The sequence below is a fragment of the Streptomyces sp. NPDC012888 genome (assembly GCF_042900645.1).
GTDB lineage: Bacteria > Actinomycetota > Actinomycetes > Streptomycetales > Streptomycetaceae > Streptomyces.
In genome coordinates, this window is sequence record NZ_JBIBBM010000018.1 from 123,830 (window position 1) to 143,712 (window position 19,883).

General features: G+C 73.8%; 19 protein-coding genes. 11 read left to right on the top strand and 8 right to left on the bottom strand.

Features of this window, described 5'->3' with window-relative positions:
- The first annotated feature begins 320 nt into the window (after positions 1 to 320).
- From ACFY61_RS27450 to ACFY61_RS27470, 5 genes are read left to right on the top strand one after another with little or no spacing between them, the layout of a single operon-like run.
- Complete coding sequence (locus ACFY61_RS27450) at positions 321 to 1,898, top strand: sensor histidine kinase (RefSeq protein WP_389476165.1); 1,578 nt, start codon at positions 321 to 323, stop codon at positions 1,896 to 1,898.
- Positions 1,898 to 2,305 (top strand): roadblock/LC7 domain-containing protein, encoded by a 408-nt coding sequence (locus tag ACFY61_RS27455; RefSeq protein WP_389476167.1) that lies wholly within the window; start codon positions 1,898 to 1,900, stop codon positions 2,303 to 2,305. The genes ACFY61_RS27450 and ACFY61_RS27455 overlap by 1 nt, the downstream gene beginning before the upstream one ends.
- Complete coding sequence (locus ACFY61_RS27460; RefSeq protein ID WP_389476169.1) at positions 2,302 to 2,661, top strand: DUF742 domain-containing protein; 360 nt, start codon at positions 2,302 to 2,304, stop codon at positions 2,659 to 2,661. Before ACFY61_RS27455 ends, ACFY61_RS27460 begins: the two co-directional genes overlap by 4 nt.
- Positions 2,642 to 3,262: an ATP/GTP-binding protein gene (locus ACFY61_RS27465; protein WP_389476171.1), complete on the top strand. Its 621-nt coding sequence runs from the start codon at positions 2,642 to 2,644 to the stop codon at positions 3,260 to 3,262. Before ACFY61_RS27460 ends, ACFY61_RS27465 begins: the two co-directional genes overlap by 20 nt.
- Positions 3,259 to 4,740: a cytochrome P450 gene (locus tag ACFY61_RS27470; RefSeq protein ID WP_389476173.1), complete on the top strand. Its 1,482-nt coding sequence runs from the start codon at positions 3,259 to 3,261 to the stop codon at positions 4,738 to 4,740. Before ACFY61_RS27465 ends, ACFY61_RS27470 begins: the two co-directional genes overlap by 4 nt.
- A gap of 55 nt (positions 4,741 to 4,795) precedes the next feature.
- Here ACFY61_RS27470 and ACFY61_RS27475 read toward each other — a convergent pair whose 3' ends face one another.
- From ACFY61_RS27475 to ACFY61_RS27505, 7 genes are all read right to left on the bottom strand, one after another.
- On the bottom strand, positions 4,796 to 5,893 hold the full coding sequence (locus ACFY61_RS27475) for a hypothetical protein (RefSeq protein ID WP_389476175.1): 1,098 nt from the start codon (positions 5,891 to 5,893) through the stop codon (positions 4,796 to 4,798).
- Positions 5,890 to 6,831, bottom strand: a complete 942-nt coding sequence (locus tag ACFY61_RS27480; protein ID WP_389476177.1) for an SAM-dependent methyltransferase — start codon at positions 6,829 to 6,831, stop codon at positions 5,890 to 5,892. Before ACFY61_RS27480 ends, ACFY61_RS27475 begins: the two co-directional genes overlap by 4 nt.
- A gap of 248 nt (positions 6,832 to 7,079) precedes the next feature.
- On the bottom strand, positions 7,080 to 7,313 hold the full coding sequence (locus tag ACFY61_RS27485) for a hypothetical protein (RefSeq protein WP_389476179.1): 234 nt from the start codon (positions 7,311 to 7,313) through the stop codon (positions 7,080 to 7,082).
- Between the two features lie 123 nt (positions 7,314 to 7,436).
- Positions 7,437 to 9,050 carry an alpha/beta hydrolase gene (locus tag ACFY61_RS27490; protein WP_389476181.1) on the bottom strand — a complete coding sequence of 538 codons (1,614 nt, stop codon included), beginning with the start codon at positions 9,048 to 9,050 and terminating at the stop codon, positions 7,437 to 7,439.
- A 291-nt stretch (positions 9,051 to 9,341) separates the two neighbouring features.
- Positions 9,342 to 10,250 (bottom strand): allantoinase PuuE, encoded by a 909-nt coding sequence (gene puuE, locus ACFY61_RS27495; RefSeq protein WP_389476183.1) that lies wholly within the window; start codon positions 10,248 to 10,250, stop codon positions 9,342 to 9,344.
- A 65-nt stretch (positions 10,251 to 10,315) separates the two neighbouring features.
- Positions 10,316 to 11,002, bottom strand: coding sequence for a uridine kinase (locus ACFY61_RS27500; protein WP_389476185.1), 687 nt, complete (start codon positions 11,000 to 11,002; stop codon positions 10,316 to 10,318).
- The gene (locus ACFY61_RS27505) at positions 10,999 to 11,736 is read right to left on the bottom strand and encodes a DUF72 domain-containing protein (RefSeq protein WP_389476187.1); all 738 of its coding nucleotides are present in this window, start codon (positions 11,734 to 11,736) and stop codon (positions 10,999 to 11,001) included. The genes ACFY61_RS27500 and ACFY61_RS27505 overlap by 4 nt, the downstream gene beginning before the upstream one ends.
- A 215-nt stretch (positions 11,737 to 11,951) precedes the next feature.
- Here ACFY61_RS27505 and ACFY61_RS27510 point away from each other — a divergent pair, with 215 nt between their 5' ends.
- Positions 11,952 to 13,136 carry a serine hydrolase domain-containing protein gene (locus ACFY61_RS27510; RefSeq protein WP_389476189.1) on the top strand — a complete coding sequence of 395 codons (1,185 nt, stop codon included), beginning with the start codon at positions 11,952 to 11,954 and terminating at the stop codon, positions 13,134 to 13,136.
- Between the two features lie 95 nt (positions 13,137 to 13,231).
- On the opposite strand, the gene ACFY61_RS27515 is transcribed toward ACFY61_RS27510, so the two are convergent.
- A complete protein-coding gene (locus tag ACFY61_RS27515; RefSeq protein ID WP_389476191.1) occupies positions 13,232 to 14,392 on the bottom strand; it encodes a hypothetical protein in 1,161 nt (386 codons plus the stop codon).
- A 385-nt stretch (positions 14,393 to 14,777) separates the two neighbouring features.
- Here ACFY61_RS27515 and ACFY61_RS27520 point away from each other — a divergent pair, with 385 nt between their 5' ends.
- From ACFY61_RS27520 to ACFY61_RS27540, 5 genes are read left to right on the top strand one after another with little or no spacing between them, the layout of a single operon-like run.
- Complete coding sequence (locus ACFY61_RS27520; RefSeq protein WP_389476193.1) at positions 14,778 to 15,953, top strand: branched-chain amino acid ABC transporter substrate-binding protein; 1,176 nt, start codon at positions 14,778 to 14,780, stop codon at positions 15,951 to 15,953.
- A gap of 5 nt (positions 15,954 to 15,958) precedes the next feature.
- A complete protein-coding gene (locus tag ACFY61_RS27525; protein WP_389476195.1) occupies positions 15,959 to 16,879 on the top strand; it encodes a branched-chain amino acid ABC transporter permease in 921 nt (306 codons plus the stop codon).
- Positions 16,876 to 18,240, top strand: a complete 1,365-nt coding sequence (locus ACFY61_RS27530) for a branched-chain amino acid ABC transporter permease (protein WP_389476197.1) — start codon at positions 16,876 to 16,878, stop codon at positions 18,238 to 18,240. The genes ACFY61_RS27525 and ACFY61_RS27530 overlap by 4 nt, the downstream gene beginning before the upstream one ends.
- Positions 18,237 to 19,112: an ABC transporter ATP-binding protein gene (locus ACFY61_RS27535; protein ID WP_389476199.1), complete on the top strand. Its 876-nt coding sequence runs from the start codon at positions 18,237 to 18,239 to the stop codon at positions 19,110 to 19,112. The genes ACFY61_RS27530 and ACFY61_RS27535 overlap by 4 nt, the downstream gene beginning before the upstream one ends.
- Complete coding sequence (locus ACFY61_RS27540; RefSeq protein WP_389476201.1) at positions 19,109 to 19,873, top strand: ABC transporter ATP-binding protein; 765 nt, start codon at positions 19,109 to 19,111, stop codon at positions 19,871 to 19,873. Before ACFY61_RS27535 ends, ACFY61_RS27540 begins: the two co-directional genes overlap by 4 nt.
- Positions 19,874 to 19,883 lie beyond the last annotated feature (10 nt).

Consider the following 19,883-nt stretch of genomic DNA (forward strand, 5'->3'; position numbering starts at 1 on the left):
GGCATAGCAGTTCCCCGTCCGCCCGTCGGTCAATCCGCCGCATCGGAAGCCTCCCGTCCAAGGGGATACGGCTGAATATCGACGGGAAATGCGTTCGAATTGCAGTGGGGGTGGTGCCGGAAATCCGTGCCGACGTCGGAGGAAGCGTCCATCGGTCGAGCGGTGTGACTCCGGGTAGCCGAAGCGCCCTGGGAGCAATGGCGAGTTATCGATCCTCCGGTCCGATGAACTCTGGTGAAACCGCCGATCCGCCGAGTTCTGCGCCGTTATGCTCCCGGCCACCTGTCATAAGATCCGCTCTTTCGATGGTTCGAGGTTCGATGGCGCAAGAAACCATTCCCCCCGAAGAAATCCGCCCGGAGCCGGCGATAAGCCGGGGGCTGCCCGTCATCTCCGGCCTGGCCGCCGTGTGCCTCGTCGGCGGCCTCGCCTCCGCGCCGGACACCCTCCTCACCGTATGGATGGCCGTGGCGGCGGCCTGCACGGCGGCCGCGGTCGCCGAGGCGGTGCGGCGCGGCCGCGAGTTCGCCTCGCAGCGCGCCCGGATCGCCGCCCTGCAGCACACCCTCGCACGGCAGGAAGCCGCCGCGGCGCACCTGGCCGAGGTCGTGATGGACGAGGCCATCAGGCGCCTGCGCCAGGGCGAGCTGCCGGAGGAGGTCCTGTCGTCACTGGGAGGCGGCGACGCCCGCGGCCGCCCGTGGAGCGACGACCCCTACCTGACCCCCCGCTTCAAGGCCGCCCTGCGGACCGTGGTGGCCCGGGCCGTCGACGCGGTCGACAACGAGGAGGGCCTGCGCGACTCGGCGCAGCGCGCCTTCGTCAACATCGCCCGCCGCGTCCAGGCCCTCGTCCACCAACAGGCCCACGAACTGCGCGAGATGGAGGACCGGCACGGCCGGAACCCGGACGTCTTCGGCGACCTGCTGCGCCTGGACCACGGAACGGCCCTCATCGGCCGGCTCGCCGACTCCATCTCCGTCCTCGGCGGCGCCCGGCCGGGCCGGCAGTGGAGCCGGGCCGTCACCCTGTACAGCGTCCTGCGCGGCGCGATGTCCAGGATCATCGACTACCAGCGGGTGGACCTGCACTCCGTGGCCGAGGTCGCCATCCTCGGCCCCGTGGTGGAACCGCTGATCCACGCCGTCGCCGAGCTGCTGGACAACGCCACCCGGTACTCGCCGCCGCACACCCGCGTCCACCTCACCGCCTCGGAGGTGCAGTCCGGGGTGGCCGTGGAGATCGAGGACGGCGGGCTCAGCATGAGCGAGGAGGCCCGCCGCCGCGCCGAGAACATGCTCGCGCGGGCCCAGACCGGCATCGACCTCAACGACCTCGGGGAGACCCCCCGGCTCGGCCTCGCCGTGGTCGGCCGGCTCGCCCAGGCCTACGGACTGCAGGTGTCCCTGCGCTCCTCCGCGTACGGCGGCGTCCGGGCCGTGGTCGTCGTACCGCAGCACCTGGTCACCACCGCCTCCGCGGCCACCGGCCTGGCCCACGGCATCGGTTCCTCCTCCGGCCCGCGGGCCGCGGTGGCCACGGCCCGCGAACACCCCGTCCAGCACGCCAGGCCCGCCCGCGTGCCCGTGCCCGGACCCGGCACGCCGTCCTGGGCCACCAGGGCGGCCGCGCCCGCACCCACCACCCCCGCAACGACGACGGCGGTCCCCGACCGGACCGCCTCCGGCCTGCCGCAGCGCCGCCGGAAGGACCGCGTCACCGCCCCCGACGTGCCACCGGCCGCCGCCCCGCACACCACGCCGGAGAACGGCCCCGGCATGTGGCTGGAGGCGTTCCACAGCGGACTGTCCGGCGGCACCGGCGGCGGGCCGTCCGGCTCGTCCGGCCAGGACCAGGACACGCCGGGCTCAGCGACGAAGGGACGTATGCAATCGTGATGACACAGCGAAGCAGCAGCATGGACTGGATGCTCAACGACCTGGCCGCCGGGGTCCCGCAGACCCGGCACGTGATCGTGCTCTCCGCGGACGGACTCTGCGTGGCCCAGTACGGAGCCGACACCGACACCGCGGACCGGCTGGCCGCGGCCTGCGCGGGCCTGCAGAGCCTCGCCGGCGCGGTCGGCGCGGAACTCCCGCACTCCGAAGGCCGGATGCGGCTCGTCGTGATCGAGATGGACGGCGGGTTCTTCTACCTCATGGCCGCCGGCGACGGCTCCTACCTGGCGGTCCTCGCCGACGAGGGCGTCGACGCGGGCCTGATGGGCGCACAGATGCGCAACCTGGTGAAGCGCATGGGAGAACACCTGAGCACCCCGCCCCGACATGACGGGCAGCACACGTGAGTGAACCCCCCACCCGCTGGGAGGTCGGCGGCCCGGAACGGCTCTACGTCATCACCGGAGGGCGCAGCGAACCGTCCATCGCGACCGACCTCGACCTCGTCACCCTGGTCGTGGCGACCGCGGCCGCCCCGCCCGAGACGCAGCCCGAGCACGCCGCCATCCTGGACCTCTGCCAGGCGCCCCTGTCGCTGGCCGAGATATCCGCCTACGCGGGTCTGCCCGTCAGCGTCGTCAGCGTGCTGGTCGGCGACCTCCTCACCGCCCGGCTCGTCCGCTTACGCCCGCCCGTTCCCGCCGCCCAGCTCCCCGACGTCGCCCTGATCGAGGCTGTGATCAATGGACTTCAGAAGCTCTGACCCGGCCGCCGCGACCCGCACCGTGACCCCGCTCCGGCAGACGGTGACGGCAGCCGTCAAGGTGGTCATCGTCGGCGGGTTCGGGGTGGGCAAGACGACGATGGTCGGCGCGGTCAGCGAGATCAAGCCCCTCACCACCGAGGAGACGATGACCCGCGCGGGCATCGGCGTCGACGACACCAGCGGCGTCGCCCGGAAGACCACCACGACCGTGGCCATGGACTTCGGCCGCATCAGCATCAACGACGAACTCGTCCTCTACCTGTTCGGCACCCCCGGCCAGGAGCGGTTCTGGTTCCTGTGGCGCGGCCTCTTCGAAGGGGCCCTCGGAGCCGTCGTCCTCCTCGACACCCGGCGCCTGGAGAACAGCTTCGAGGTCATCGGCCGACTGGAGGAGTGGGGACTGCCCTTCGTCGTGGCCGTCAACGTCTTCCCCGGCGCCCCCGCGCACCCGCTCGAAGAACTCCGCCAGGCCCTCGACCTGCCGCCCACCGTCCCCATCCTCGTCTGCGACGCCCGCCGGCGGGACTCCTCCCGCGACGTCCTGCTGACCCTCATGCGCTACCTGCACGCCCAGGCAGCAACCCCGGAGGCAATGTGACCACCCACCCCACCCCGCCGCCCGAGTGCCCGGCCCACTCCGCCGGCCCCCTGGTGAGCGGCCAGTACCGGCTGCACGGGCCGGAGGCGGAAGCCGACCCCATGGGCCTGTACGAGAGACTGCGGGCCGAGTACGGACCGGTGGCGCCCGTGCTGGTCAGCGGGGACCTCCCGGCCTGGCTCGTGCTCGGCCACCGGGAGAACCTCGACGTGGCGCGCACCCCGTCGCGTTTCGCCCGGGACCCGCGGGGCTGGCGCGACATGCTCGAAGGACGCGTACCCGCCGACACCCCGCTGGGCCCCATGGTGTCCTGGGTCCCGGTGTGCAACTTCACCGACGGCCCGGCCCACGAGCGGCTCCGCTCGGCCGTCGTCGAGTCCCTGGAGCGGTTCGACAAGCGGGGGATCCGCCGTTACGTCACCCGGTTCGCCAACCAGCTCGTCGACGTAATCGCCGGCGACGGCCACGCCGACCTGGTCACCAGCTTCTCCGACCAGCTCCCCATGCTCGTCATGACCCAGCTCGTCGGCGCCCCCGACGAGCACGGCCCGCGCCTGGTGAACGCGGCGCGGGACATGCTCCAGGGGACCGAGACCGCCCTGCAGAGCGACCGCTACGTCACCGAGACCCTGGAGCAGCTGGTCCGCGAGCGGAAGGTCGACCCCGCCCGTGACCTGGCCACCTGGCTGCTGGAGCACCCGGCGGAGCTCACCGACACCGAGGTGCTCATGCACCTGCGCGTCGTCCTGATCGCCGCGTACGAGACCACCGCCAACCTGATCGCCAACACGCTCCGCACCGTCCTGACCGACCAGCGGTTCCGCGCCAGCCTCTCCGGCGGCCACATGACGCTGCCCGACGCCATCGAGCAGGTCCTCTGGAACGATCCGCCGATCAACGCGGTCATCGGACGCTGGGCGACGCAGGACACCGTGCTGGGCGGACGGCAGGTCAAGGCCGGGGACATGCTCCTGCTCGGCCTGGCGGCCGCCAACGCGGACCCGCGCATCCGGCCCGAGACGGAGACCTCCTTCCGCGGCAACCGGTCCCACCTCGCGTTCAGCAGCGGCCCGCACGAGTGCCCCGGCCAGGACATCGGCCGCGCCATCGCCGACACCGGCATCGAGGTCCTGCTGGACCGCCTGCCCGACGTCCAGCTGGCCGTCGCCGAGGAGGAGCTGCGCTGGCGCGGCACCCTGATGTCACGTCACCTGCTGTCCCTGCCCGTACGGTTCACCCCGCGCGCGGCCAGGCCGGCCCCGGGCGTGCAGCCCGCCCAGTCGGCCGAGTCCCCCGAGGCCGGCTGGTCCGCCGATTCCGCCGGGGCCGGCCGGTCCGCCGACCGGGCGGCGGTGCACGTGCCCGCCCCGCCGGCGGCCCCGCCGCTGACGGCCGCGGTGCCGGCGCCCCGCCGTGCCGCCCCCGCCACCCGGGGCCGCCTGTCCACCTGGTGGCACCGCCTGCTGGGCCGCCGCTGACGGACGCGCCGCGGGCCCCGGCCGCCGCAGGGGCGGCCGGGGCCCGCGGGCGTCTTCACTGCTCCAGGAACCGCCACCACCCGGCGATGGCCGGCAGCGGCGGCGGGCCCGCCGCCGGCACGCTCGGCCCGGCGGCGTACCGCAGGTCGAACCGCGCGTCGGCGAGCGGCAACCGGTGCCGGTTGCGGGGACTGGCGTACCGGGGGGCACGACCCTGCCACGCGATGGACCCCGCCACGTACTGCCCCAGCGCCTCCAGATGACGGGCCAGCGGCGGGTCCGCGTCCCGCGCCAGACGCTCCCGCAGCCGCAGGAACAGGACCATCACCCGGTCCCGCAGCGCCACGGCCGACGGGACGGCCTCCGCCGGGGAACAGCCACGCTCCTGGGCGATGACGTTGACCAGGTTCACCTCCGGCGGATCCAGGTGGTCGTCCTTGTCGTACGAGAACAGGTCGTTGTCGGCGCTGACCACGAACCCGGCCGCGTCGGTCAGCGCCCGCAGCGCGGGCGCACAGAGCACCTCGGCCGGCAGCCGCACGCCCCGCGCGGCGTCCGACCAGGTGAGCGAGAAGCGGGTGCCGTTCGCCAACGAGCCCATCGCGGCGAACTCGTTCAGCCCGGGCATGCTCCGCGACTCGGCCCGCGCGGCCTGCCAGGCCGCCCCCAGCAGCCAGTCCCGCGTCCCCCCGGCGAACCGGTGCAACTGCACCGGGTCCAGCACCGCGTGGGTGCGGCGGACCAGGTCGTCCAGTGCCCGGGTCATCGGCCCGGCCGGCAGGACGCCCGCGCCGGGGTCCTCGATGGTCCGCAGCAGCCGCAGACCGTGCTCGGTGACCGCCGCCGTCCCCGCCCCGGCGTCACCGGAGTCCTGCCAGTCGTCGACGGCGTTCGCCCAGTAGTTCCACTCGACGAACAGCAGCAGGACCTCCGGGTCGCCCTCCGGCACGATGCGGCAGGAGAAGTCGGCGCTGTGCGTGGCCAGTCCCCACGCCCGCTCGACCGCGTCCGGGTAGATCCCGAACGCGTCCAGCCACTCCACCGCCCGGACCTCCAACTCCTTCGCGTCCGGGTGCACGAGGTCGCGTTCCAGCGGGCAGTAGAAGGCGGGCAGCCGGTCCCCGAGGCGCGAGGGACGCGGCGGCCCGCTCACCGCCCGGCTCCGAGCCGGAAGAGCAGCAGCCGGGTCTCCAGGGCGTGGTCACGCCAGAGCCGGAACAGCTTGCCGTGCGCCACCGTGGAGTCTCTCAGCCGTTCGCGGGTCCAGGCGGCGGACGCACCGCCGCCCTCCAGTTGGTCGAGCTCGGCCGTGTTCCAGGCCATCGACTGCATCCAGAACTCGGTGACCGCGTCGGTCACGTCCTCGTCCCGCACCAGCTCGAACCCGGCCGCCGAGGCAGCCGTCAGGTACTCCTCCAGCGTGCCCAGCCGCGTCCGGTAGTAGCCGTCGACGAAGCCGAGCCACTCGGGGTTGCGGACGAAGTGCTCCTGGATCCCGAACCACCCGCCCGGCACCAGCGCCCGGGCCACGACCTCGAAGAGCCGGGCCCGTTCGGTGTAGCCGCTGCTCTCCAGAGCGTACGCGGCGTCGTACCGGCGGTGCTCGTCGAGGTCGTGCACGTCCCGCAGGACCGGGGTGACCTGGCGGCCCACCCCCGCACGGCGGGCGAGGAGTCCGACGATCGGCACGTGCTCGGCCGCGATGGTCAGCCCGGTGACCCGGGAGCCGTGCGCCTGCGCCCAGTACAGGGCGGCGCCGCCGAGGCCGCAGCCTATGTCGAGGAGCCTGCGCGGTGGCTTCTCGTACGCGCCCCACGAGCGGGCCGCGTGGTCGACGATCGCCTCCTGCGCGCCGACCAGGCGCTGTTTGAGGGTCTGCTGCGGAACGGTGGTGGGCGGATGCTGCCCGTCGGCGAACATGCCCACGTGGTAGTGCACGCGCGGCCCCGGGCCGTACTTGTGCAGGATGTCCTGCGTCTTGCGGCTGTAGAAGAGCCGAACCCGCTCGTCCCGGTCGTTCCGGTCGTTCCGGTCGTCCCGGTCGGGCTCGTGGTCGTTGCCTAAGGGCGACGCGAGGGGTGTAACGCTCATGTGACGTCCGTCCCTTCGAGGTGGAGGGCCGACGGGACCCGGCGCCGGCGCTGAGACGGCGCACGCCCGTCGTGGCACTGCAGCAGGGATCATCGTTGCACCTGACCCGTGCCGCGTCAGCCCACTGGACGGTTACGGATGCCCTCCCCGCGGAAGAACCGGTTCTGTGCGCTGCCCGGCCGCTGCCCGGCCGCTGCCCGGCCGCCGCCGGCGTCGCGCCGGGGTGGCGTCGCCCTCCGCCGGACGCCCTACTCCCGGCCCGTTCCCTCCGCCCGTTCCCCACCCCGGCCGGCCGCGTCCTCCCGCGCCCACCCCTTCGCGGTGCGCCGCTGGGCTCCCGTGCTGGGGCTCAGCGCGTCCCCGGCCTCCCCGTCCTTCCGGCCGGGCATCACCGCCGCGTCGGCCTCCTCGCGGGCCTCGCGGTCGCCGGCCTCGCCGGGCGCCCGCGACGGGGTCGTCCGGGGGTGCTCGCGCTCGCTCATCACGTCCTCCTCGTCTCGTCGCGCGTCTCGTTGCGCGTCTCGGTCGTCGTAGGCGGCCTCCCGGCCGCCGCCTGCCTCCCGTGTGCCCCTCCGCGTGGGGATTACGCGGCCGGGCCCGGCGCTTCAGCCGAGGACGGGGATCACGTCGCGCGTCTCGTCGACCCCGGTGCCGGCGGTGCCCCGGCCGAGCGGCGCCGCGGGAGGCGCCTCGTCCGCGCAGACCGTGCCGCGCGCCGGCAGCGCCAGCGTGGCGAGGTAGTCGGTGACCAGTGCGCTGACGCAGGAGCTCCGGTTGTACGCGGTGTGCCCCTCGGCGTCGAAGGTCAGCAACCGCCCGTTCTCCAGCGTCCCGGCGAGCGCCACGGCGTCCCGGTACGGCGTGTCCGGGTCACCCGTCGTCCCCAGTACGAGGATCGGCGCGGAACCGGCCGCCCGGTAGGAGCCCTCGTGGCGGCTCGGCCGCTCGGCCTGCCACTGGGCGCAGGCCGGCGCGTGGTTGTGGTCGTACGTGGGCGGGCCGAAGCCGATCGCCGGCCCCAGCAGGGGAGCGGCGGCGGCCTCGGCGCCGACCACCGCGCCCAGCAGCAGGGGACCGCCCGGGTACACCCGGTCGGCGCACTCGACGGCCAGGTTGACGTTGAGGAAGTCGAAGGACGCGGGGGAGGGCGGGGACAGCAGGAACGAGTACTGGCGTTCCTCGGCCGCCCGCAGCGCCTGCCCGAGCGCCGGCCAGACCGCCCTGCCCGCGTTGATGTTGAACATCAGGCGGTAGGCGAGGGTGTAGCCGGAAGCGGGCCGCCCGTTCGGGGTGATGACGGGGTCGGCGTCCAGTGCCCGCTTGAGCCGTTCGAAGGCCTGCCGCGGCTGGCCGTCGCCGAAGCCGCAGGCCGCGGGGGAGCGCGCGCACCAGTCCAGGAACCGGCCCACCGCCGCGTCGAGGGCGGCGAACTGGACGGCGTCGTAGGCGTACGGCTGGTCCGCGTAGCGATGCGGATCGTAGGCCCCGTCCAGGACCATGGCCCGGACCCGCCGCGGGAACTGCGCGGCGTAGACCGTGCCCACGTAGCTGCCGAAGGAACGGCCGTAGAAGGAGAGCGTCTCCTCGTCGAGGGCCCGGCGGAGCAGGTCGAGGTCCTTGGCGTTCGAACCGGTGCCGACGAACGGCACGAGCCCTCCGGCCCGCTGCACGCACGCGGTGGCGAAGTCCAGCCCCTGCCGGACGGCGGTCCGCAGCGCGCCCGGGCCGGGCACGCCCCGCGCGGCGTCCACGGCCGCGGAGTACTCCTGGTCGTTCCAGCACTCCACCTGCCCGCTGCGCCCGACACCGCGCATGTCGTACCCGATGACGTCGAAGCCGTCGCGGAGCGGGGCGGGCAGCGCCCGGTAGCTGTTGCGGGCGAAGTCCACGCCCGAGTTGCCCGGCCCGCCCGGGTGCAGCACCAGGACCCCGGTGCGGCGCTCCCGGTCGGGCGCGGCCCGCCGGGTGACGGCGAGCGGGAGGGTACGCCCGGTGGGGTCGCGGTAGTCCAGCGGGACCAGTGCGGTCGCGCACTCGAACCCGTCCGCCGGGCCGTCACAGGGGGCCCACGACAGGACGGGAACGGGCGGGCCGGCGGAGGGCGGCGCGGGGGCGGCCGCCCCGGGCGCCGCGCCGAGGAGCCCGGTGACCACGGCCAGGACGAGGGATATCCCCCCTGCCGCGCGCTTGCGGGTGCCATCGGCCGAACGGATCTGCATGCGGCGGTCCTCCGTCGTGAGGGGTTGCCGTGAGGCGTTGCGGGACGGGCGACAAGGTAACCGCCGGCCGCGGGTCCTGTCGGCCCACCGGGGGCCGATCCGTCACTACCCCCAGGGGCGGCGTCCGGCTACCACCAGGGGTGTACGTTCCCCCGGAACGCCGACGCCGGGACCGTCGGACGGCCCCCAGGGCGGGCGCCCCGGTACGCCCCGGCACCGGCACGCCTCGGCCCCGGCACGCCCCGGCACCGGCTCGGCGCGGGCTCCGGAGCGGATCCGGACCGGCCGCCGTCAGAGCCGTGGCGGGTGCGTGGCGAGCCAGTGCCGCGCGATCTGCTCGCGCGTGGCGACCCACGCCCCGCCGCGCTGCGCGACGTGCCGCAGGAAACCGTCGAGCGCGCGGATCCGGCCGGGCCGGCCGATGATCCTGCCGTGCAGGCCGACGCTCATCATGCGCGGGCGGTCGGCGCCCTCGGCGTGCAGCGCGTCGAACGCGTCCACGAGGTACGCGAGCATGTCGCCGGCGGTGGTGAACCCGTGCACGATGAGGAACTTGAAGTCGTTCGTGTCCAGGCCGTACGGCACCACGAGGTGCGGCCGCCCGGCCGCTTCGACGTAGAACGGCAGGTCGTCGGAGTAGTCGTCGGAGTCGTAGAGGAACCCGCCCTCCTCGGCGACCAGCCGCCGCGTCGCGGGGCTGGTCCGTCCGGTGTACCAGCCGACGGGCCGGCGTCCCACGAGCCGCCCGACGGCCGCGACCGTGCGGGCGATGTCGGCGCGCTCCTCGTCCTCGGGCACGTCCCGGTAGTCGGTCCACCGCCAGCCGTGGCCCGCCACCTCCCACCCGGCGGCCCCCATCGCCCGGGCGGCGGCCGGATTGCGTTCCAGCGCCCGCCCGACGGCGTACACGGTCAGCGGCACGCCGTACGCCGCGACCGTGCGGTGGACCCGCCAGAAGCCGGCCCGCGCCCCGTACGCGAACATCGACTCCGCGTTCAGGTCCCGGCCGCCCACCACGGGTGGAGCGCCGACGACCTCGTGCAGGTAGCCCTCCGACGCGGCGTCGCCGTCCAGGACGTTCCGCTCGCCGCCCTCCTCGTAGTTGAGCACCAGGCTGACGGCGACACGCGCCCCGCCAGGCCAGGCGGCACGCGGGGGCTCGGGACCGTAACCGGCGAGGTCGCGCTGGTGCTCGGACACGGCGGCACCCTACCGCCGGTCGGCCGCCGCGGCGGTCAGGCGCGGCCCCTGGCGCGACGGGGCGTTCAGGCCCGTACGGTGAGACCGGCCCGGGCGGGGAGGCCGGTGGTGGCGAGGTAGTGGTCCTCGACGGCGCGCCAGCGGGCGATCCACGCCTCCCGGCCGGGAGCCCACGCACGCGCCAGCAGCCGCCGCAGGCAGACCTCGGCGGGGGCGTCCAGGAAGACCGTCAGGTCGTAGAACCCGGCCAGCTCGGGGCGGGCGGTGAGCACCCCCTCCACGAGGACCGTGCCACGGCAGGGCACCTCGCGCGGCGGGCCCGGGCCCGGCGGGTCCGCCCAGGCGCGGCCGGGCCGGTACCGGGCGGGCCGGCCCTCCGAGAGCGGCACGAGGAGCTGGTCGCGCAGCCGCCGCCAGTCGAGGTACCGGCCGTAGCCCTCCACCGTGTCCAGGGCCAGTCGTTCGGCGTCGGGCATGGGCCGGAAGAAGTCGTCGCCGTGCACGACCCGTACGGGGGGCCCGGCCCCGCCGGAGGCCCGGGGTGCGGTCCGGGGTGCGGTCCGGGGCCCGGTCCGGGGTGCGGTCCGGGCCAGGGCCTCGGCCAGGGTGGTCTTCCCCGCGCCGGCACGGCCGTCCAGCGCCACCAGCACGCACCCGCCGGCGGCCCCACCAGCGGCGGGCCGCCGCTCGGCGAGCGCCGCCCAGACCTGCGCCGCCTGCTCTGCGACACCGGCGGCGCCGACGCCCGTCACGGCGCCGCCGCAGCCGCCGACAACCGCTCGAACGCCTGCGCGTCGATCACGGCCGCGCCGCCCGGGTCGTTGTTGAAGTACGCGTACACGTCCGCGTCCCGGGGCCAGGTGCCGGCGATCCGGTCCGCCCAGCTGCGGAGGGCCGTCCGGCCGTACCGGGGCGCCGGCCGGGCCCGTCCCTCGTGGAACCGCACGTAGCCCCAGTCCGCGGTCCGCCACAGCGGGGTCACCGGCCGGGAGCCCCGGTCGGCCCAGCACAGGGCCGCCCCGCGCGCGGTCAGGACCGACCGTACGGCGTCCGTCCACCACGACTCGTGGCGCGGCTCGACGGCGACGCGCGTACCGGCGGGGAAGCAGGCCAGGCAGGCGTCCAGCACCGCCGGGTCGGCCCGCAGGGTCGGTGGCAGCTGGAGCAGGACCGGACCGAGCCGGTCGCCCAGGGAGGCGGCGTGCGTCATCAGCCGGTGGACGGGTTCGGCCGGCTCGCGCAGGCGTTTGACGTGCGTCAGGAAGCGGCTCGCCTTGACCGCCATGACGAAGCCGGGCGGAGTGCGCTCGCGCCACTGGGCGAACGTCTCGGGCGACGGCAGCCGGTAGAACGCGTTGTTGCTCTCCACGGTGCCGAAGTGGCGCGCGTACTCCTCCAGCCACAGCCGCTGCGGACGGTCCGGCGGGTACAGCACGCCCGACCAGTCCCGGTACTGCCACCCGGAGGTGCCTACGTACAGGACCATGCCCCGCGCCTGCCCCCGCGAGGCCCCGGCACACCTCCCTGGCCGCCCGGCGCACCGGCGGCGGGCGGGTACGCCCCACCCCCGGCGGTGTTGCCGGGACCACCCCCGGCCGGGGTGCGGGCACCATGGCCGGCCGGTCCCGGCCGTGACTGAATGATCACCGAACGCACCGCTCCGGTGGTTCCGGCCCCCGACTCCGATACGAGGTCAGCAACATGCCACGCACCCGCCGCTCCTCCGCCCGTGCCCTCCGCAGGGGCGTCGCCCTGGTCGCCGTGACGGCGTCCGCCCTCACGGCGACCGTGGCGGCGCCCACGGCCTGGGCCCGGCCCGACACCGCGCGGACCGCGCTCCAGCGGGGGCTCGACGAGCTCGTCCGCACCGACGGTACGGTCGGCGCCCAGGCCACGCTGCTGAACGGGGAACGGCGCACGTACCTGCGCAGCGGCACCGCCCGCCTCGGCACCGGCCGCCCGATGCCCCACCAGGGCTACTTCCGGATGGGGAGCAACACCAAGACCTTCGTCGCCACCGTGGTGCTCCAGCTCGTCGGCGAGGGCCGGATACGGCTGGACGACACCGTCGAGCAGCACCTGCCGGGCGTGGTGCGCGGCAACGGCAACGACGGCCGGAGGATCACCGTACGACAGCTCCTCCAGCACACCAGCGGGCTTCCGGACTACGCCCGCCACCTGCCCGGGGTCCTGGCGGAGGAGAAGTTCCGGAAGCACCGCTTCGACCACTACGCACCGGCCGAGCTGGTGGCCCTCGCCCTCCGGAACCGGCCGCTGTTCGAACCCGGCGGCGGCTTCGCCTACTCCAACACCGGTTACGCGCTCGCCGGCATGGTCATCGAGAGGGTGACGGGCCGGCACTGGAGCGACGAGGTCCACGACCGGATCCTCGGACCGCTCCGGCTCCACCACACCTTCTCCCCGGGCGCGGACCCGGGCCTGCCCCAGCCGCACGCCACCGCCTACCACCAGTTCGAGGCGGGCGGCCGGCTGGTCGACGCCACCGAGGTCGACATGAGCTGGGGCGGCCCGGCCGGCGACCTCGTCACCACCGCGGACGACCTGGCGCGGTTCTGGCAGGGGCTGCTCGGCGGGGAACTCCTGGACCGGGAGCTGCTGGCGGAGATGCTCCGCACGGTCCCGGCCGACCTGGGCACGCCGGGCGCGGACGAACGGGCCGGGCTCGGCATCCTGTGGCGCTCGCTGAGCTGCGGCGGCGGCTACTGGGGCCACGGCGGGACGACCCTCGGCCACCTGAACGCGAACGGCTTCACCGACGACGGCCGGCGGGGCGTGATCGTGCTGCGGTCCACCAACCTCTTCCGCCAGGACCGCGACGAGCGCACCGACCGGCTCGTCGACGGGGCGCTCTGCGCCCGGAACTGAGCCCCGCCCCGGAACTGAGCCCCGCCGCGGAACTGAGCCCCGCCGCGGAACTGAGCCCCGCCGCGGGCACGAGCCCCGCGGCGGGGCGGCGGCCACTACCGCTGCGGGACGAAGGCCTGCTTGCCGGCGCAGGTCCACACCACCGCCGAGCTGCGGACGGTCTGCGGGTCGACGGTCCGTCCGCCCACCCGGCCGTCGTCGGAGACGGCCAGTGCGGTGGTCCGCCAGCCGGCGGTCACCGGCAGGGTCAGCAGCGGGCCGCTGCCGGGCCAGTACACCGGGCGCTCCTGCGACGCGAAGCCCTCGGTGAACGTGCTCTCCGTGCCCACCGTGACGTTCGTCGTCGGGCTGATCGCCTCCAGGGTGGCGTGCAGTCCGGCCGGCAGGCCCGGGTTGACGGGCTGTCCGTCGTACGGACGCTTCCACGTCGCCGGGGTGCGCCGCTGCACGTCCCGGTAGCTCTCGGCCTCGTAGCCGACGACCCGGCCCTTGTCGTCCAGGCCGCTCGCCACGGTGTTCACGGTCGGGTCGTCCTCGGTCCAGACCTGGAGCACCTGGGGCGGGTATCCGCCGGCCGGCCACACCACCGGGTTGCTGACGGTGACCTCGCGGTCGTTCTCGACGTCGGTGTGACGGACCGTGGCGGTGCCGAGGACGTCGCCGCGGGTGTTGATGCCGCTCACCGAGGTGGTCAGGGTGCCGGCGGGCAGCCCGGCGGGGGCGGGCAGGACGCGCGCCGGCCCGCCCTCGACCCACTCCTTCGCCACGCCGCCCTCGCCGAACACGATCCGGCCGGAGGCGTTGACCTTCGGTTCGGTCAGGTCGCCCGCGGTCGCCGGTGCGGTGAGCAGCCGGACCGCGGCCTGGCCCGCGCGGTAGGAGAACGCGGACTGCGCCTGGTCGGAACCGCGCTGGACCACGCCCACCATCAGCCCGGTGGCGCTGACCCCGCTCACCCATCCGGCGGTGTGGCCCTCGGGCAGGGGTACGGGGTGGGCCTGGCCGCCGGTCCAGTAGGCGGGGCGGCCGTTGCTCACGCCGACGGCGAGGTCGCCGGCCCCGAACGCCCGGACGGCACCGCTGGTCCAGCTGTCCTCGGCCGGCAGGTTCGGCAGGACGGTGAAACCGGGCGTGCAGGCCGCGGACGCCGAAGTCCCGGCCGCCGCCGGAGCGTTCCCGGCGACGGCGGGCGCGGCGGCCGACATCAGAACGGCCAGAACGGCGGCCGCCGCGGCAGCGGCAGTGCTCTTCCTCATGTGGTGTGTCCCCCCTCGAACGCGCGCCCGTACCCCGGCGCGCAGAAATGGCTGTGTCGGGACTGATCCCGATACGTCACGGCTGATCCTATGATCAGCCAACTCCGCCGTACATGGGCCGGATTGATTCGCCCACCCCAGACAGACCAACGGCACCACCGAAAGGTTGTACGTGGGCTCCGCCGGCGCCGGGCGGGGGATCCCGCGTCCCTCCCGGCCGGGCCGACCTGACGCATCCGCCCGGACTTGACCAGGTCTGGGAACGCCCTGGGACCTGCCGCGCCGCCGCTGACTACTGTCCCCGAGTCGCACGCGATCACCGTGCGGCTTCGGGGGGTCGAGCATGCCACCCCGGTCACTCCACGGATGGCTGCAGGGAGCAGAAGTGAACCGCAAGAGGTTGTCGATGATCGCCGCGCTCGTGGTGACGGGCGCGGCCGCGCTGACCGGCTGCAACAAGGACGGCGGTGCCGTCAACGTCGGCAGCGACGGCAGGGCGATCTACAAGATCGGATTCCAGGGCCCGCTCACCGGCGAGAGCTCGGCGATCGGCGTCAACATGGAGAACGGTGTCAAGCTGGCCGTCAAGCAGGCCAACGCCCGCGGCGACCTGCCCTTCCACGTCGAGTACGCCCCGTCCGACGACGCCGGCTCGCCGGACCAGTCGCCGGCCGCGGCGCAGAAGCTCATCGACGACGAGGGTGTCGTCGGCCTCGTCGGCCCCGCCTTCTCCGGCGCCGCCAAGGCCTCCGGCCGGCTGTACTCGGAGGCAGGCCTGGTCTCCGTCTCGCACGCCAGCCACCCCAGCCTGCCCGACCTCGGCTTCCGCTCCTTCGTCCGCTCCGTCCCGAACGACAGCGCCCAGGGCGGCGCCATGGTCACCTACTTCACCAAGAAGCTCCAGACCAAGAAGGTCTACGTCGTCGACGACAAGAGCGAATACGGCGTCGGCCTCTCCAAGGTCGCCGAGAAGCAGCTCGAGGAAGCCGGCGTCGAGGTCGTCAAGGCCAGCGTCCCGGCGAAGACCCCCGACTACACCGCCGCCGCCACCGCCGTGAAGCACTCCGGCGCCGACGCCCTGATCTACAACGGGCTCTACTCGGACGCGGCGCCGTTCGCCAAGAAGCTCAAGGACGTCGGCTTCGACAAGCCGAAGATCGCCAGCGACGGCACGTACGACAGGAAGTTCACCGAGCTGGCCGGGGAGGCGGCCGAGGGCTGGCTGCTGACCTGCCAGTGCCTCGACGCCAACGTCGACCCGGGCACGAAGCAGTTCGCCGAGGACTACAAGGCGGAGTACAAGACCGCGCCCGGTCTCTACGCGGCCGAGTCCTACGACGCCGCCAACCTCATCATCGAGCAGATCAAGTCGCTCGGCGGCGACGTGCGGCGCGAAGCCGTCCTGGACAAGGTGAAGAAGGCGAACTACAAGGGCCTCACCCGGCAGTTCTCGTTCAAGGAGAACGGCGAGTTCGCCGGCAACGGCATCTACCTCAGCGAGGTCAAGGGCGGCCGGATCACCCTCAAGGGCAACGTCGACACCCTGGCGAACGCGGGCTGAAACCGATGACCCTCCTCGAATTCCGCGACTACCTGGTCCCGGGCCTCGCGCTCGGCGCGCTGTACGCGGTGATCGCCATCGGCTACACCCTGGTCTACGGCGTGCTCAAGCTGATCAACTTCGCGCACAGCGAGGTGTTCATGCTGGGTGGCTTCGGGGCGCTGATCGTGCTCACCGAGGTCGCCCCCGCCCATCCCTCCGGGCCGGTCTCGGTCCTGCTCGTCCTCCTCGGCCTGGCCGTCTCCGGCCTCGTCGGGGCGGGCACCGCCTTCGGCCTGGAGAAGGTCGCCTACCGGCCGCTGCGCAAGCGCAACGCCCCCGCACTGATCTTCCTGATCAGCGCCATCGGCGCCTCGTTCTTCCTCTACAACCTCGCCGGCAAGCTCTTCGGGCGCGACCCCAAGTCCATGCCCGCGCTGTTCGACAACGGCGTGCTCTTCCACGTCCTCGGAGCACCGGTCGACGTCGTCAAGCTGCTGCTGATCGCCGCCGCGCTGGCCATGATCGTCGGCCTCGACCTCCTGGTGCGCCGCACCAGGCTGGGCTCCGCCATCCGGGCCGTCGCACAGGACCCGGAGGCCGCCGGCCTGATGGGCGTCGACATCGACCGGATCGTCTCCCGGACCTTCGTCATCGGCGGCGTGCTCGGCGGGATCGCCGGCTTCCTCTTCGGCCTCAACAGCCAGGTGTCGTTCACCATGGGCTTCGTCCCCGGCATCACCGCGTTCGCCGCGGCCGTCCTCGGAGGCATCGGCAACATCCGCGGGGCCATGCTCGGCGGCATGCTCCTCGGCCTGGTCGAGACCTACAACGTGCCGCTGTTCGGCGAGGAATGGCGCTACGTCGCCGCATTCGTGGTCCTCGTCGTCGTACTGATGGTCCGCCCGACCGGCATCCTCGGCGCGAAGCTCGGGAGGACGGCATGAGCACGCTGCACGAAACGGCCGAGCGGCACTCCCGCCCCGCGCCGGCCCCCCGCCCCGCCCGCCCGTCCGCCGAGGCCCTCGCGGCCCTGCGCAGGGTCCGCTGGTACCAGCGCCCGCGCTGGCGCAGGCTCGGCACCCTCACCGCCGTCGGCGTCCTCCTCGCCGTGATGACCGGAGAGCAGGGATCCGGAGCGGACCTGCTGTTCTCCCTGCGCACGACCTTCACCGGAACCGCCCTGTGGGCCTGGACCGCCGCGGCCGTCGCCCTCTGGGCGGTCGCCGAGTTCGGCACCGTCCCCCGCCGCGCCCTGACCTCCGGCGTCAGGGCCGCCGTCGCGCCGCTGAGCGGGATCCGCCCGGCGCTCGACCGCCGCCCCCGGCTGCGCGTCGCCCTGGTCGTGGCCGGGCTCGCCGCGGCCGTGCTGCTGCCACTGCTGTTCGACCGGTCCACCAACCAGGTCCTGGTGGACTGGGTGGGCATCTACGTACTGCTCGCCCTCGGCCTGAACGTCGTCATCGGCTGGGCCGGCCTGCTCGACCTCGGCTTCGTGGCCTTCTTCGCCATCGGCAGCTACAGCACCGCCTTCTGGAGCGGACAACTGCCCGTCGAGCCGCCGTTCGTCCTCAACCCGTTCCTGTCCATACCCGTCGCGATGGCCACCTGCCTCCTCGCGGGCCTCCTGCTCGGCGCGCCCACCCTGCGCCTGCGCGGCGACTACCTCGCCATCGTCACCCTCGGCTTCCACGAGATCATCTACCTGGTCGCGAAGAACGCCGACGCCGTCACCGGCGGCTCCCTCGGCGTCTTCGGCATCCCGCACTTCTCCGTGGACCTCGGCCCCCTCCGCCACACCTGGGGCCTGGACCCGCTGGACTACCTGTGGCTGCTCATCGCCCTGATCACTGGTCTGGTGCTGCTCTTCCGCAAGCTGGAGCGCTCCAAGATCGGACGCACCTGGGAGGCGATCCGCGAGGACGAGGTCGCCGCGGCCGCGCACGGCGTGGACACGGTCAAGTACAAGCTGATGGCCTTCGCCATCGGTGCCTCCACCTCCGGAATCGCCGGCGCCGTGTACGCCAGCAAGGTCGGGTTCATCAACCCCGAGAACTTCCCGCTGCTGTACTCGGTGCTCGTCCTCGCCTACGTGATCTTCGGCGGGATGGGTTCCATCCCCGGCGTCCTGCTGGGCGCCGCACTGCTGGCCTACCTGCCCCACGGCCTGAAGGACGTGGTGGACCAGAAGGACCGGTTCATGTACCTGGGCGCCCTGCTGGTGGTCATGATGATCTACCGCCCGCAGGGACTGCTGCCCGCCAGGCGCCGCCGGCGCACCACCGGACCCACGCGGGGGGAATCATGACGACCACGTTCGCGGAACGGGCGGCGGCCGCGACGGCCGCGGCGGCCACCCGCCCCGCCACCGGCCCCGTCCTGGAGGCATCCGGACTGACCCTCCGCTTCGGCGGCCTGGTCTCCCTGTCAGGGGTGGACCTCGCGGTGTGCCGCGGCGAGATCCACGCCGTGATCGGCCCCAACGGAGCGGGGAAGACCTCCCTGTTCAACTCGCTCACCGGTGCCTACGCACCGCAGGAGGGGCGCGTGGTGTTCCGCACCGAGGACGGTACGGAACACAGCCTGCTCGGCCGCAAACCCCACCTCGTCAACCGGCTCGGGGTGGCCCGCACCTTCCAGAACATCCGCCTCTTCGCGGCCCTCACCGCGCTGGAGAACGTCAAGGTCGCGGCGGAGAGCGACACCCGCTCCGGCCCGCTCGCCGTCATGCTGGGCCTGCCCCGGGCGAAGGCGGAGGAGCGCGCCGCCGAGGAGACGGCCCACCGACTGCTCGCACTCGTGGGCCTCGACGCCCGGGCCGACGAGACCGCGGCCTCGCTCTCGTACGGCGACCAGCGCCGGCTGGAGATCGCCCGCGCCCTCGCCACCGGACCCCGGCTGCTCCTGCTGGACGAGCCGGCGGCGGGCACCAACCCCACGGAGAAGCGGGAACTGGCCGCCCTGATCCGCCGGATCAACTGCGAACTGGACGTCAGCGTGCTGCTGATCGAGCACGACATGCCCCTGGTCACCTCGGTGGCCGACCGGGTGACCGTACTCAACTTCGGCAAGGTGATCGCCTCCGGCTCGCCGTCCGCGGTCCAGCGCGACCCGGCCGTCGTGGAGGCCTACCTCGGCTCCACCGCCGACCCGAACACACCCCGGGGGGAGACCCGATGAGCGTCGCGACGGAGGCACAGCGGCAGACCGCGACCACCACCCCGGCCGCCGCCGTACTGGAACTCGACGACCTGCACGTGGCCTACGGCGCGATCGGCGCGCTGAAGGGCGTCGACATGGTCGTCCGCGAGGGCGAGGTGGTCGCCCTCCTCGGCGCCAACGGCGCCGGCAAGACCACCACCCTGCGCACGATCTCCGGCCTGCACCGACCCACGTCGGGAGCGGTCAGGTTCCACGGGGAGCGGATCGACGGCGTCCCCGCCCACGCGGTCGTGGGCCTCGGCATCGGCCACTCCCCGGAGGGCCGCAGGGTCTTCGCCGACATGACGGTCCTGGAGAACCTCCACATGGGGGCCTACCGCTTCAAGCGGCTCCGGCCGGAGGACCTGGACCGGGTGTTCACCCTCTTCCCCCGCCTGGCCGAGCGGCGCACCCAGCGGGCGGGCACCCTCTCCGGCGGCGAACAGCAGATGCTGGCCATCGGACGGGCCCTGATGGGCCGGCCCGAACTGCTGCTCCTCGACGAGCCGTCGATGGGTCTCGCACCGCTGGTCGTGGCGCAGATCTTCGACATCGTCGAGGAGATCAACGCCCAGGGCACCACCGTCCTCCTCGTCGAGCAGAACGCCGCCCAGGCCCTCAGGATCGCCGACCGCGGATACGTCCTGGAGACGGGCCGGATCACGATGCACGCCCCGGCCTCCGACCTCCTCGACGACCCCCGCGTCCGCGCCGCCTACCTCGGCGAAACCGCCCACTGACACCCCCGCG